Raw genomic sequence first — 13,986 nt, 5'->3', positions numbered from 1 at the left:
GGGCGCGCGCAGCGTTAGCTGCGAGCGAACCCGGAATCTCGAAGTGATAGAACCGCATGAGGTTCCGGGTTCGCGCATTCAGCCGCGCTGAATGCACGCCCCGGAACGACGAGTACCAATCAGAACTTCACACTAGCAAATGCCCGCACGTTCAGCCCGGGCTGCAGCACATTGTCCTTGTTATAGGACACCGCGTTGCGGATGGTCTCGTTCAACAGATTGTTGCCGACCACGCCGAGGGTCATTTCCTTGGCGCCGTAGATGCGCGGATCGAGCAGCGTCTTGTAGCTCACTTCCGCTTTCAGCAGGTTGTAGCCCGATGTCGGCGTCTCCGCGATCTCAGCGATGTCGTTCTGCGCGAAAGCGTGCAGCAAGTTCACGCGCGCGAACCAGTTGGCATCGCGCCAGAACAGGCCGCCGCCGGCACGCACCGGCGGAATGCGCGGCACATTGGTGCCGTCGCTGAAGGTCGCGCGCACGATGTCGGCCTGGGTCTCGATACCCCATGTGCCGCCATAGATCTGCGCAACATCGAGCTGGCTCTGGAATTCGCCGCCGCGGAAGGTGGCGTCACGCTGCGAATAGATCGCCTGGTTCAGTTCGAGGCCAAGCCCCGCCTGGCAGACTCCGTCTCCGCAGGTGTTGCCGGTCAGGCGGCGATAGATGAAGCCGCTATATTGCGTGTAGTAACCGGTGAGCTCGAAGCGGAACGGACCGGCGGCGCGGCGCAGGCCGAGTTCGACCGACTTCGCCGTCTCGATGCCGAGATTGGGATTGCCGATGTCGAAGGTCTCGGTCGCATCATGTCCGCCGCGCGAGAACAGTTCGGCGGGCTTCGGTGCGCGCTCGGTATATTGCGCGGTGATGCTGGCGGAGAGCCCATACCAGGGCAGGTCCTGGATCAGGCCGATGCTGCCGCTCTTCGGCGTGAAGGTGAGGTTACGCCCGACCGCCGGACCGATCGCGCCAGGATCGGCATTGAGATCGAACTCGTTCGGGATCGACGATGGCGTCGTGCCTGACAGTTCGACATGCTCGATGCGGCCGGCGATCTGCGCCTTCGTGGTTTCGGTGAATTTGAACTCGTTGAAGCTGTAGCCGGCAATCCTTGTGTTCTTATTCGGATCCCACAGACCATTGAGCGGGCTGCCGATGTCATCGGGGCTCGGTGCCGTCAGCTCCTGATGATTGACCTGCAGGCCGAAGGCCGACGTGATCGTGGCGAAACGTGCGTTGAAGGGCATCATCTGCACTTCGAGCCGGCCTTCCTGCTCCTTGTTGGTGAAGGTCTGGCGCACGCCATCGGACAAGAGGTCGCTGGCGTCGGCAAGGCCGATCTCGTTGTGCTTGTAGTTGGTCGCGCCGACCCAGAAGCGGATCGCTTCGACCGCCGCGGCGTCCGGGCGATATTCGCCCTTGGCCGTGAACTTGGTCTGCTGGCCGGCGATACGGGTGCCGACCTGCGCGCCTTCAACGCCCGGAATGCGATAGGTCGTGTTGTTCTGGGTGATCGCCGCGCCGATATAGCCGCCGGTGAAGAAGTAGGAGCCGCCGACCGATGCGCCGGCCGACTGGTTAGCCGAGTTCGGCTGACGTCCATTGAAGGCAAGGCCGGGATCGGCATAGGGATAGCTCGGCACATTGTAGTCGCCGGCCTTGCGTCCATAGACATCGGCATGAACCGCGACATTGCCGCCGCCGGCATCGAGCAGGATGCCGCCATCAACACCGCGATCCACCGAACTGAACGAGGTGCGGACTTCGGCATTCATGCAGCCCGGCGCCGCGAGACCGGCGGCCGGCGCCTTCACCGGCATGCCGTAGCTCTGGAACGGCGCCGCCACGGCGCAGTTCGGCAGCGCATCGGGAATGCGATTGTTGGACGCGCTGACCACGCCGCCGATCGATTGCGAGCCATAACGCAGTGTCGCCGGGCCGCGGATCACCTCGATCTGATTGGCGGCAAACGGATCCACCGGCACGAAATGATCTTCGCCGAGGTCGGATGCGCCGTTGCTGCCAATGCCGTTTTCGACGATGCCGACACGATTGACGTCGAGACCCCTGATGATCGGCCGGCTTGATGCGCCCGGTGCGTAGCCGGAGCCGGTTATGCCAGGCTTGTTGGCGAGCAGGTCGCCGAGCGTCGAGGCACCGGAACGGCGGATCTCGTCATTCGGCACCACGGTGACGGTGGCGAACTGATCGGTAACGATCGGGAGTTCGCCCTGCTGCGCCTGCACGGCCGGCTCTGCCTCGACGGGCACCGGCGCAGCATTGCGGTTCGGCGCGGGGCGCGTGACATGAGTATGCGCGGTGCGTGACGGCACCGGCTTGCGGCGCACGATCGGGCTTGGCGCGGTGACTTCCACGGCGGGAAGCTGCGTCTGCGCCAGCGCGGATTGCGGGAGGCAGCTCAGTCCCACCACGGCAGATGTGCCGAGCAGGAGGGCGCGCTTGAATTGAATCGACATAGGTTTGTCCTGACTTCACCGGCCGCGCGCTCGGGTGCTTGCGCCGGGACTCGCGGTGATGCGAATCTGACTTCGGTTACGCCGTTCGCGAGGAATTCGCGGCAGCGATCGTCAAAGGTCGTGTCAGGAAACAGGAGGGCCGCGCGGCTGCGACGCGCCGCTGATGGCGTCGAGATGGTCGAATTCGGCTTCGGCGATCCGCTGCAGCAGGACGGCAGCCTGCGGCAACAGCAGGACCGGCGGCGCGGCAAACAGCGCGGTACCGGCCATCGCCATGACAGCGCAGATGGCGCAGGGATCGGCGGCGCGGTGATGGTGGTCAGTATCGGGAGCGGCCGGCGTCTGCGTTGCATCGCTGGCCGAGAGCGCGATGGTCGAGTCGAGAGGGGCCGCATGAACCGTTCCGCCATGGACATGGCCGAATGACAGAATGAGCTGCACTGCCAGCGCGAACAGCGCCAGCTTTGCCCCATGTCTGATATTCGTGCGAAACCACTTCATGCCAATAGGCCGCCCCGCATCGGCTGGCGGAGAGGTCTGCCAGTGCCGATGTTATAATGTAACATCGCGCGACAGGCGGCCGGGTGTCAACGGCCAGTCATCTCCGGACACAGAAACCCGGCCTGCTGTGGGATTACGGCAACGCTTCGCGTCGATGGATGTTGGCCAATCCACGCTGATGATGAGAGGGACCGAAATTGCGCGTTACACCGTCGCGCGCCTTGCAATGGCTGTCGCATGCGCGCTGGCCAGCACACGCGCCGTCATCTTCTGAAATTGCAGCGCTGCCGGCGACAGGCTGCGGCCGGTCTGCTGAATCCAGGACAGTTGCCGCGTGATCGCCGGGCGCACGAGCTGGAAAGCGATCAGACCTGGGTACTGCTCGGTCGGCATCATATAGGAGGGCAAGATCGCATAGCCGATGCCCTTCGCCGTCATCGAAAGCGCCGTGTTGATGAGCGACACTTCGTGGGTCGGGATGAGCACCTTGCCATCGCGCCCCAGCCGTCGATCGATCTGTGCTCGGATCAGCGTGTCGCGGCGCATCGCGATGGTCGGCAGTGTCGCGAGTTCATCCCACGATAGCGTTTGCATCGCTGCGATCGGGCAACCCGGCCAGCCGATGGCGCTGAGACGCCCTCTCACCAGAGGCGTCAACGTCACCTCGGGCACCGGGCCATCCACGCTGCCGATGGCGAATTCGGCGTCCGACGCGAGCAGCGCGCTTACGAGCTGATCGGATGCGACATCGCGCATGATGACATCAACGTCGGGATAAGCGGTGCGGAATGTCGCGAGCACGGCCGGCATGAGCGCGGAGGCTGCACCGGCCGATGCGACGAAGACGACTGTGCCGCTCCGTGCTTCCGACAGGCTGCGCATCTGACGCGTGAGGCTGAGCGCGTCGCCCAACATACGCTCTGCGGCTCGGACTGCGTCGCGTCCGGCTGCGGTCGGTACACACGACCGTGTTGTGCGGTCGAACATTGGCAGGCCCAACTGCAATTCAAGCTGGCGGAGCAGCAGGCTGACCGCCGCCTGGGTGATGTGAAGTTCTTGAGCTGCGCGCGTCATCGAGCCTGTGCGGCTGACCGCGACCAGTGCTTCCAGTTGGCGAAGGGTGATATTCATGAGGTAATCTTATCAATCAATACTGGAAAAGCGACTTCTCTTATCAAGAGTTGCGGCTAGCTTCAACGTAACGCGCGCAGACGCGGTCGAGGGAACCTGCCATGCAAGACTATGAGACATCCGTCGTTATTGTCGGCGCCGGGCCCGTGGGCCTTACCGCTGCTCTGGACCTTGCATCCAGAGGGATAGGCGTGATCGTGCTCGAGACGCGGCATGCCGGCGAGCCGCCCAATGTCAAATGCAATCACGTTTCGGCCCGATCGATGGAGGTTTTTCGCCGGCTTGGCATCGTGGCCCAAATCCGCGACGCTGGTCTGCCGCCCGACTTTCCCAACGATTGTTCGTATCGCACCACCGCAACGGGCATCGAACTCAGCCGGATCGTCATCCCGTCGCGCACCACGCGCTACACCGCAACGGATGGACCTGACACGTGGTGGCCGACACCCGAACCGCCGCACCGCATCAACCAGATCTATCTGGAGCCTGTTCTGTTTGCGAACGCGGCCGCCAATCCCAGGATCACGATTTTGTCCCGCACCGAGATGGTGCATTTCGATCAGGACATATCGGGCGTCTTGGTCAAGGCCCGTGGGCTCGATGAGGACCGATCCTTCACCATCCGTGCCCGTTTTCTCATTGGATGTGACGGCGGCCGCTCATTGACACGCAAGCTGATCGGCGCGTCATTTGTCGGAACGCCTGTGATCCAGCGGGTTCAATCGACCCTCATCGATGCGCCGGATCTGAAGACCCTGATGCAGTCCCACACACCGGCCTGGATGGTGCTGGCCCTCAACCCGCGCCGTACCGGCACTGTCGTTGCCATCGACGGGCATGACCGGTGGCTGATCCACAATCACCTCAAGCCGGACGAGCCGGAATTCGACTCGGTCGATCGCGACTGGTCTATCCGTACTATTCTGGGCGTCGGGCCTGATTTCAATTACAAGGTCGTCAGCAAGGAAGACTGGGTCGGGCGCCGTCTCGTCGCTGATCGCTTCCGCGACCGTCGCGTCTTCATTTGCGGGGATGCCGCGCATCTGTGGATGCCTTACGCCGGCTACGGAATGAACGCCGGCATCGCTGATGCAGTTTCGCTGTGCTGGATGCTCGCAGCGCATCTCAACGGCTGGGCGGATGCCGGTCTGCTCGATGCCTATGCGGCCGAACGTCAGCCGATCACCGATCAGGTGTCACGGTTCGCGATGGAGCATGCGCTTGCCAGCATCAGCCAGCGCGGCGCAGTACCTGCGGTGATCGAGGAAGACAGCGAAGCGGGTGCGGCGGCGCGTGCCGCGGTCGGCCGTGCCGCATATGATCTCAACGTGAAGCAATACTGCTGCGCGGGGCTCAATTTCGGTTACTTCTATGATCAGTCACCGGTCATCGCCTATGATGGCGAGGCGCCGCCGGCCTATACGATGGGCGATTTTGACCCCTCGACGGTGCCGGGCGCCAGGATGCCGCATGTCTGGCTGAGCGATGGCCGTTCGATCTTTGACGCGATGGGGCCCGGCTATACGCTTTTGCGCTACGATCCGGCTTGCGATGTGACTGCGTTGAGAGAGGCCGCGCGCCGCAACGGAGTTCCTCTGACGCTGATCGATCTGTCGATAGCGGAGGTCGATGCAGGGCAACCCGCTGAAGCATTGCTGCTGGTGCGGCCGGATCAGCATATTGCCTGGCGTGGTCGCCTCCCTCCGCCGGACCCCGACGCGTTGATTGATCTCATCACGGGCAGAACCGCGTCTACGCATCGGAGCGCAGCCGCGCACCAAAACTCAGCCTCGCATACTGTTTCGGGAGCAATTGCATGACTGTATTCGCTCCGACCCGCAGGATGTTGCTTGCAGGCGCCGCCAGTTCGATCGTGGTCGGTACGACGACGCCCGTGTGGGCCGCCTATCCTGACCAACTCATCAAGATTGTCGTCACCTTTCCGCCAGGCGGCAGCGCCGACATCTTTATTCGTGCGCTTGAGCCGGTGATCGCTGCAGACCTGAAGCAGGGCTTCATCATCGAAAATCGCGGCGGCGCGGGCGGCAATATCGGTATGCAGGCGGTGGCGCAGGCGAAGCCTGACGGCTACACCTTAGGCGTGGCGCCGGCAGGCGCATTGACCATCAACCCTCATATCAGCCCGGCGACGTCTTTCGATCCGATCAAGGATCTGACGCCGATTACGCTGCTCGCCGATATCCCGTTTGTGCTGGTCGCAGCGCCTGACGCCCCATTTGCCACGCTCAAAGAGGCGCTTGCGACTGCTGTTGCAAAGCCCGGGCAACTATCGGTGGGATATGGCGGCAACGGCACCGTGATGCACATGACGGCTGCGCTGTTTCTCCAAACAACGAATGTCAAACTGACACTGGTTCCCTATCGGGGCACAGGGCCTGCGGTGACCGATGTCCTTGCCGGGCATATCCCGCTTGCGGTGTTGGACATCCCCAGTTCGCTGGAATTGATCCGTGCCGGGCGACTGAAACCACTTGGCGTCACCAGTGCCAAGCGCGTGCCGTTCCTTCCCGAAGTGCCCACACTCGATGAGCAAGGTGTTGCCGGGTTTGAATCGACGGGCTGGTTCGGCCTCGTGGCTCCCGCCGCGACACCTGGTGACATCGTGACGCGCTTGAATGCCGCCTTCGTCAAGGCTCTGGGAGACCCGGACGTGATCGAGAAGCTGCGGACGATCGGTGCACAGCCGGCACCAATGACGCCGGAAGCCTTCGCGGCCTATATCCGCTCAGAAAGCGCCAAATGGGGGCGTCTCACGCGGGAGATGAACCTCGCGGCGCAATGACCCGGCCGCCATTGGTTCGTACTATCGGCTCTCCCGGAGCCACGTCGCGGCAAACGCGCCGAGCAGCAGCAGCAGCCCGATCAGGCCGGCAAACATCGGCAGCACGCCAACGCCGCGGACCACGCTGGCATCGCGCATATGCACGCCCATCCAGCCGTCGCCGCGGAATACGGTCGAGGAGCGCACCGGCACGATGCGCGGCAGCTCGATGCCCGAGCCTTCATTGATCCGTCGGGCGTCGCCACCACTGGCCTGCGCCAGCGGCTTCAGCATCTCGGTGGTCGAGGTGACCTCGGAGAATTCCTTCGGGTTGATCGGGCCGACATTGATCAGCGCCTTCAGCGTGCCGTCGGTGGCCTGCCACAGACCGAGTTCATCGGCCGGCGTGGTCGCGCGCCACAGACCGGGCTCGCCGGCTGACAGCGTCAGTTCGCGGGTCTTGCCTGATGGTGAGGTCACCGTCACGGGCTGCACGGCGTCGCCCATGGTCTGGCGCAGCACAACGAGATCCTTGCCCTGACTCTGCAGCTTGAGTGCTTCCTCGTCGAGATCCGGCTGCTTCATCAGCCAGTGCGACGTGCGACGAAGCAGATCGAGATGCGGGCCGCCGCCTTCATAGCCGCGCGCCCACAGCCAGATGTGATCTGACAGCAGCAGCGCGACGCGGCCCTCGCCAGAACGCGACAGCAGCAGCAGCGGCTGGCCGTCGGCGCCGGTCATGACGGGCGGCGTGGTGGTGTTGCGCGTCTCGACGGTGCGGAAGAAGCGGCTCCATTTCGGCGGTTCGGAATTGGAGCCTTCGAGGCCGCGCGTCACCGGGTGACGTTTGCCGATATCGCTGAGATGCGCATAGAACGGCTTCTCGCTGACCCCGACGGGTTCGGCGGGCAGCACCGAATCCAGCGGTGTGCGCCAGATCGACGTGTTCGATGCGTAGTCGGGACCAGCCGACACCAGCACGGCGCCGCCGGCGCGGACATAGCGCGCGATATTGTCGAAATAGGCGATCGGCAGCACGCCCTGGCGGGCATAGCGATCGAAGATGATCAGCTGGAATTCGTGAATCTTTTGCTGGAACAGTTCGCGGGTCGGAAACGCGATCAACGAGAGTTCATTGATCGGCGTGCCGTCCTGCTTCTCCGGCGGGCGCAGAATCGTGAAGTGGACAAGGTCGATCGAGGCGTCGGACTTCAGCAGGTTGCGCCAGGTGCGCTCGCCGGAATGCGGTTCGCCAGAGACCAGTAGCACGCGAAGTTTGTCGCGGACGCCATCGATGGCGACCACTGCGCGGTTGTTGACCAGTGTCAGTTCGTTGTCGAGCGGCGAGGCCTCGATCTCGACGATATTCGGGCCGGCATGCTTGATGTCGATGTCGACACTGACGGTCTGGCCACTCAGGACCGTGCGCTCGCTCAGCGTATCGCCGTCGCGGCGGATCGCGACGCGGGCGCGTTCGCCGGTGATGCCCTGATCGTCGAGGCGGAATGTGACGCGCTGCGACTGGCCGACGATGCCAAATCTCGGAGCAGCCGTGATGGCGATGCGGCGATCACGCTCGTCCTTGCGGCCGGTGATCAGCGCATGGACCGGGGCATTGAAGCCGAGACCTGCGACATTGGCCGGGATGTCATGGACGCGGCCGTCGGTGATCAGGAAGGCGCCGGCGACACGGTCTGTCGGGACATCGGAGAGCGCGGAGGACAGCGCGCCAAACAGTTTGGTGCCGTCGGTCTCGCCATCGGCCTGTCCGGCTTCGACAACACGGACTTCGAGGCCTTTGACCTGCTTGAGGCGATCGACCAGTTGCTTCTGCGCTTCCTGGGTTTCCTTGGTGCGCTCGCCGAAATTCTGGCTCGGGCTCTTATCGATCACCACGGCAGCGACCGATGTAAGCGGTTCGCGCTCCTCGCGCGTGAAGGAGGGATTGGCCAGCGCCAGCAGGATCAGCGCCAATGCGGCGACACGCACGGCGGCGCCGCGGGCGCGGCCGAGCAATAGCAGCGCCGATATCACCACGACGGCGGCGAGGCCGATCCACAGCGCGATGGTCGGGACGAGGGGCGTAAACGCGATGCCGTACTGCATGTCGCGCTCCTATTGTCCGAGACGTTCGATGAGCGCGGGCGCGTGGACCTGATCGGCCTTGTAATTGCCGGTCAGCGTGTACATCACGATGTTGACGCCGGCGCGGAACGCGAATTCGCGCTGCCGCGGTTCGCCGGGCGTCAGCGGCAGCATCGGTTGGCCATCGGGCCGCATCGCCCAGGCGCCGGCGAGATCGTTCGAGGTGATGATGATCGGCGACACGCCGTCACCGCCGCGGGCGGGACGCGAGGCTGCGTCATCGCCGTCGTCGCGCGGCAGCGTCTCGACCCAGGTCGGCCCGGAATTGAAGCGGCCGGGGAAGTCGCGCAGCAGATAGAAGGTCTTGGTCAGTACATGTTCGCGCGGCACCGGCTCGAGCTCCGGCACATCCAGCGAGGACAGGATGTTGCGCAGCGTCAGCATGCCCGGCGTCTGCGACTCGCCGTTCGGTCCGGGCGGCGCTTCGACGGCATCGCGGGTGTCGAACAGCACCGTGCCGCCTTGCTTCATGTAAGCGTCGATGCGGTTGATGGCCTCCTGCGGCGGCTTGGCGGCACCGGGAATGATCGGCCAGTAGATCAGCGGGAAGAAGGAGAGTTCGTCGCGAGAAGGATCGACGCCGACCGGCTCGCCCGCTTCCAGCGCGGTGCGTTGCGCGAGAAACAGCGTCAGGCCGGTCATGCCGGACTTGACGATCGAGTCGACGTCGGCATTCCCTGTGACGACATAGGCCAGACGCGTCTGGGACACCGCCTTGACGGCGAAATCGTCGCTGGCCGGATCGGCGCGTGACGGCGTCGGTGCGCCCATCACACTCGTCAGCGCGAGAGCAACGGCGAGTGCGGTCGACACAGCGCGGCGACGGAACATCGCAGCGATAGCGCCGCCGAGCAGCGCAACAATGATCGCGTCGACCAAAAACAGCGCCAGCGCCGTGGAGAGCAGGATGCCGCGGAGGTCGCGCGGTTCGGCATTGGTGTAGCTGGCGCGGTTGGCCTTCAGGCCTGAGAAATCGATAGGCTCAATGCGATCGGCCGATGCCAGTGCATTCACCGCGAGCGGACCATCGGCAGGGCCATAGAAGCCTGGCGGGTGATCGAGCGTGGCGCGGTCGCGATAGTCGGCGGCGAGCGGCTTGGCCGTGGAGGGCGGCGGCGTGAATGCGCCGAAACCATCCAGCGTGCGCAGCGGCGCCACAGTCTCTGCGCCGGTCTCGCCGGCGACACCTGCACCGGGCGTGGACGTGTAACCGGAGATATCGACGACCCTGCGCAGCATCTCTACGAAGGTGCCAGACAATGGCAGGTCCGACCAGCGCATATCAGCGCTGACATGGAACAGGGTCACGAGACCCTTGCCACGACGTTCACCGGTGACCAGCGGCGTGCCATCCACCAGCGACGCCCAGCTCTTCGAGGCCAGCGCAGCGTTCGGCTCGGCGAGCACCTGACGATTCACGGTGATGTCTTTTGGGACAGGGAGACCGGCGAACGGCCCATCGGCGGCGAAGGACGCGAGATGTTGCGGCTTCTCCCAGGTCAGGCTGCCGCCGAGGCTGCGGTCGCCGCGGCGCAGTTTCACCGGGACGAGATCGTCGTCGCCTTGCGCGAGGCGTGGGCCGGCAAAGCGCACCAGCACGCCGCCCGCATCGATCCAGGTATTGAGGCGCTCTCGGATTTCCGGCGACAGGGTGCCGACATCGGCCAGCACGATCATCGGAAGTTTCTGGTCCAAAAATTGCGTGATCGCCTGCTGCGGCGCGCCGCGATCGCCGAGGCGGACGTCAGCGAATGGCGCCAATGCGCGGGTGAGATAGAAGGTCGAGGCCAGCAGCGGCTGCGCGGTATCGTTGGTGGCGCCCGAAACGATGCCGATGGCGCGACGGCGCCAGCGCTTGTCCAGCAGTTGCACGGCGCCGGCGGAGCGTTCGCCGGTGATTTCGAGCCGTGCGATGTCGTTGCGCAATTCGACAGGTAGGTCGAACGACGCTTCGGTCTCGCGGTCGTTCGGCGTGAACAGGAACTTGGCCTCGCCGACCGGCGATCCCTTCTGGTCGAGACCGCGCACCACGCCGCCATCAGGGCCGCCGCTATTGGCGCGCAGCACCTTCACGGTCATCTTCGCTGCGGCGTTTTCCGCTGCGACCAGCGCATGGGCCGGCGTGGCGCCGCCGTCATAGATGGTCAGTGTGCGGTCGCCGATGGCCTTCGCAAGGCCTTGCGTGAAGTCAACGCCACGGCCGGTATCGACACCATCCGAGAGCCAGACAATCTCGCTGTCGCCGGTGGCTTTCAAAAAGCGCTCCAGCGCCGGCAGTGTATCGACGCGGTCGATCGCATAGGGCTTCGGCGAGAGCTGACGCAGCGCGACGCGCGCGGTGCCGCCGGGCAGCAGCGTGATGTCGCGGTTCGGTTCCGACAGCGGAACAAGGGCCACGCCGCGGCGATTGCTGTCGGCATTGGCAATCAGCTCATCCGCCGCCTTGACGCGAGCGTCCCAGCTCGCCGCGGCGCTCCAGCCATCGTCCAGCAAAATCGTCAGCGGGGCGTTGCTGCCGGCAGCTCCGGTCTGCGGATTCCAGATCGGGCCGGCGGCAGCAAAGATGATTAGTGCCGCAGCAAGCAGGCGCAGCAGTGTCAGCCACCACGGCGAGCGCGACGGGGTCTCTTCCTTCGGCGTGATATCGAACAGCAGACGTGTCGGCGGAAACGCGATGCGCTGCGGGCGCGGTGGCATCACGCGCAGCAACCACCATAGCACCGGAAGGCTGATCAGGCCGAGCAGCAGCAGCGGTTGGGCGAAGGCGAGCGGAAAGCCACCGATCATGCTGAACGTCCTGCCTTGACCATGCTGCCGCCGCCGGCAGATTTGTTGACCATCATGCCGCCATGCAGGAACAACAGCAGCTCAGCCGCCGAGCGGCTGGTGGTGTGTGTCGAGAACAGCCAGCCGAGCTTGGCGGTCTCGGCGCGAATTTCCTCGCGATGCGCGGCGACGCGCGCCACGTAATCCTCGGCCCAGGTCTGCGCCCGTCCGGCGGTGATCACGTTGCCGCTTTCCGGCTCGACGAATTCGACGCGGCCGGAGTAAGGGAAACTCTCCTCGGCGGGATCGACGACCTGCACCAGCGCGCCATGCGCGCCGGATGACGACAGACCGGCCAGCATCTCCTTGATCTCCGGCATCGGCGACCAGAAGTCGCCGAGCACCACGATCTCGGCCAGTGCTGAGGGCACAAACGAAGGTGGCAGGCTGGCGCGGTTCGTCGTGTCGTGCAGCATCGCCTGCGCCATCTTGTCGATGACGCTGCGGCTGGACGTCGGATTCATCAGGCCGGGCACGCCGACGCGTTCACCGCCGGCCACCAGCAATTCAGCCAGCGCGAAGGTGACGATCAGCGCGCGTTCGAGCTTGCTGTCGCGCGCGCCCTTGGAGGCAAAGGCCATCGACAGCGACCGGTCCGGCCACAGCCAGACGGTGTGCGCGGCTTCCCATTCCTGCTCGCGGACATACAAATGATCGTCGCGCGCCGAACGGCGCCAGTCGACATTCTGCGACGGTTCGCCGGAGACGAAGCGGCGATATTGCCAGAAACTTTCGCCATGGCCCGCGCGGCGCCGGCCATGCAGGCCATGGATGACGGTCGCAGCAATGCGCCGGGCCTCCAGCACCAGACGTGGCAATGACGCAGCAAGCGAACGGCTTTCACCATCGGCGCGGCGGACTGCGATGATCTCCTGCGTGGCGTGATCCGGCGCTGCGGCCATTAACCGATCCGCGTCTTGAGCTGACGGATGACGTCGGGGACTGTGCGACCTTCGGCACGCGCCGAGAAGGTCAGCGCCATACGATGCTTCAGGATCGGTTCGGCGAGATAGAGCACGTCGTCGATCGACGGCGCTAGACGGCCATCGAGCAATGCACGGGCACGCACTGCCAGCATCAGCGACTGTGACGCGCGAGGACCTGGGCCCCAGGCGATCAGCTTGCTGGCATCGCCGGCGTCCGGCCCCGGACGTGCCGAGCGCACCAATGTAAGAATCGCTTCGACCACGCTGTCGCCGACCGGCAGACGGCGGATTAGGCGCTGCGCGGTAATCAGCGTTTCAGCGGTCACGGCAGCCTTGGCGATGGTTTCTTCGGCGCCGGTGGTTTCGAACAGGATGCGGCGTTCGGCGTCGCGATCCGGATAATCGACGTCGATCTCCATCAGGAAGCGATCGAGCTGCGCTTCCGGCAGTGGATAGGTGCCTTCCTGTTCCAGCGGATTCTGCGTGGCCAGCACATGGAACGGCTTCGGCAGATCGTGCCGGGCGCCGGCGACGGTGATGTGCTGTTCCTGCATCGCCTGCAGCAATGCGGATTGCGTGCGCGGCGAGGCGCGGTTGATTTCGTCGGCCATCAGAAGCTGTGCGAAGACAGGTCCCGAGATGAAGCGGAACGAGCGCTTGCCGGCGACGCTCTCGTCCAGCACTTCGGCGCCGAGAATGTCTGAAGGCATCAGGTCGGGGGTGAACTGGATGCGCTTGGCATCGAGGCCGAGCGTGACGCCCAGCGTTTCCACCAGCTTGGTTTTGGCGAGGCCCGGAACACCGATCAGCAGCGCATGGCCGCCGGACAGGATGGTCACCAGCGTGTTTTCGACGACGCGTTCCTGGCCGAAGATGACAGTGGAGATAGCTTCCTTGGCGGCGCGCATCTGGCCAGCCACCTGTTCCGCGGAGCGGACAATCACGTCTTCGAGTTTCTCGACACTGTCAGCGCCAGCCATCCATTGCTCCTTCGGGTGAACGGCGCCTGAAATACGCCGCCGCATTTGTCGTCACGCCATCTTAGTATTCCATGGACCTGATGCTAAACTTAAGCGAAGGCCATGTATTTGTTGAATTAAACTATCCCCACAATATCGGGATGCGGCTATGAACTGCATCACGTTGTGGCGAGTTTGAATGTGACACCGCACGTTTCAAGACTTGAGGTTCAAGACTTGCA

9 protein-coding genes are annotated in these 13,986 nt (G+C 64.2%); 2 read left to right on the top strand and 7 right to left on the bottom strand.

The features are described 5' to 3' along the window. Window positions 1-119: 119 nt before the first annotated feature. The 3 genes from LPB73_RS21890 to LPB73_RS21880 all read right to left on the bottom strand — a co-directional run bounded on the left by LPB73_RS21890 (window position 120) and on the right by LPB73_RS21880 (window position 4,106). Window positions 120-2,474: a TonB-dependent receptor gene (locus LPB73_RS21890; RefSeq protein ID WP_093759620.1), complete on the bottom strand. Its 2,355-nt coding sequence runs from the start codon at window positions 2,472-2,474 to the stop codon at window positions 120-122. Window positions 2,475-2,597: 123 nt separating this feature from the next. Next, window positions 2,598-2,975, bottom strand: coding sequence for a DUF2946 family protein (locus LPB73_RS21885; RefSeq protein ID WP_231078162.1), 378 nt, complete (start codon window positions 2,973-2,975; stop codon window positions 2,598-2,600). A gap of 204 nt (window positions 2,976-3,179) precedes the next feature. Next, window positions 3,180-4,106: a LysR family transcriptional regulator gene (locus LPB73_RS21880; protein ID WP_231078161.1), complete on the bottom strand. Its 927-nt coding sequence runs from the start codon at window positions 4,104-4,106 to the stop codon at window positions 3,180-3,182. Window positions 4,107-4,207: 101 nt separating this feature from the next. Here LPB73_RS21880 and LPB73_RS21875 point away from each other — a divergent pair, with 101 nt between their 5' ends. Further along, window positions 4,208-5,926: an FAD-dependent oxidoreductase gene (locus LPB73_RS21875; protein ID WP_231078160.1), complete on the top strand. Its 1,719-nt coding sequence runs from the start codon at window positions 4,208-4,210 to the stop codon at window positions 5,924-5,926. Then, complete coding sequence (locus LPB73_RS21870; protein WP_231078159.1) at window positions 5,923-6,909, top strand: Bug family tripartite tricarboxylate transporter substrate binding protein; 987 nt, start codon at window positions 5,923-5,925, stop codon at window positions 6,907-6,909. The genes LPB73_RS21875 and LPB73_RS21870 overlap by 4 nt, the downstream gene beginning before the upstream one ends. Before the next feature lie 21 nt (window positions 6,910-6,930). Here the strand turns inward: LPB73_RS21870 and LPB73_RS21865 are convergent, their stop codons facing one another. The 4 genes from LPB73_RS21865 to LPB73_RS21850 are packed head-to-tail and all read right to left on the bottom strand — an operon-like array spanning window position 6,931 to window position 13,765. Continuing rightward, window positions 6,931-8,994 (bottom strand): hypothetical protein, encoded by a 2,064-nt coding sequence (locus LPB73_RS21865; RefSeq protein WP_231078158.1) that lies wholly within the window; start codon window positions 8,992-8,994, stop codon window positions 6,931-6,933. 9 nt (window positions 8,995-9,003) lie between these two features. Further along, window positions 9,004-11,817 (bottom strand): DUF4159 domain-containing protein, encoded by a 2,814-nt coding sequence (locus LPB73_RS21860; RefSeq protein ID WP_231081217.1) that lies wholly within the window; start codon window positions 11,815-11,817, stop codon window positions 9,004-9,006. Beyond that, a complete protein-coding gene (locus LPB73_RS21855; protein WP_175368681.1) occupies window positions 11,817-12,761 on the bottom strand; it encodes a DUF58 domain-containing protein in 945 nt (314 codons plus the stop codon). The genes LPB73_RS21860 and LPB73_RS21855 overlap by 1 nt, the downstream gene beginning before the upstream one ends. After that, window positions 12,761-13,765, bottom strand: coding sequence for an AAA family ATPase (locus LPB73_RS21850; protein ID WP_089262552.1), 1,005 nt, complete (start codon window positions 13,763-13,765; stop codon window positions 12,761-12,763). The genes LPB73_RS21855 and LPB73_RS21850 overlap by 1 nt, the downstream gene beginning before the upstream one ends. Window positions 13,766-13,986: the final 221 nt, after the last annotated feature.

The organism is Tardiphaga sp. 37S4 (genome assembly GCF_021044645.1).
Lineage (GTDB): Bacteria > Pseudomonadota > Alphaproteobacteria > Rhizobiales > Xanthobacteraceae > Tardiphaga > Tardiphaga robiniae.
The sequence above is the reverse complement of the archived record's forward strand: the minus strand, read 5'-3'. Positions and strand labels throughout refer to the sequence as shown.

Excerpts from the sequence above, each read along its gene's own strand:
- LPB73_RS21890 (WP_093759620.1), bottom strand. The coding sequence starts at position 2,474 with ATGTCGATTCAATTCAAGCGCGCCCTCCTGCTCGGCACATCTGCCGTG.
- LPB73_RS21885 (WP_231078162.1), bottom strand. The coding sequence starts at position 2,975 with ATGAAGTGGTTTCGCACGAATATCAGACATGGGGCAAAGCTGGCGCTG.
- LPB73_RS21880 (WP_231078161.1), bottom strand. The coding sequence starts at position 4,106 with ATGAATATCACCCTTCGCCAACTGGAAGCACTGGTCGCGGTCAGCCGC.
- LPB73_RS21875 (WP_231078160.1), top strand. The coding sequence starts at position 4,208 with ATGCAAGACTATGAGACATCCGTCGTTATTGTCGGCGCCGGGCCCGTG.
- LPB73_RS21870 (WP_231078159.1), top strand. The coding sequence starts at position 5,923 with ATGACTGTATTCGCTCCGACCCGCAGGATGTTGCTTGCAGGCGCCGCC.
- LPB73_RS21865 (WP_231078158.1), bottom strand. The coding sequence starts at position 8,994 with ATGCAGTACGGCATCGCGTTTACGCCCCTCGTCCCGACCATCGCGCTG.
- LPB73_RS21855 (WP_175368681.1), bottom strand. The coding sequence starts at position 12,761 with ATGGCCGCAGCGCCGGATCACGCCACGCAGGAGATCATCGCAGTCCGC.
- LPB73_RS21850 (WP_089262552.1), bottom strand. The coding sequence starts at position 13,765 with ATGGCTGGCGCTGACAGTGTCGAGAAACTCGAAGACGTGATTGTCCGC.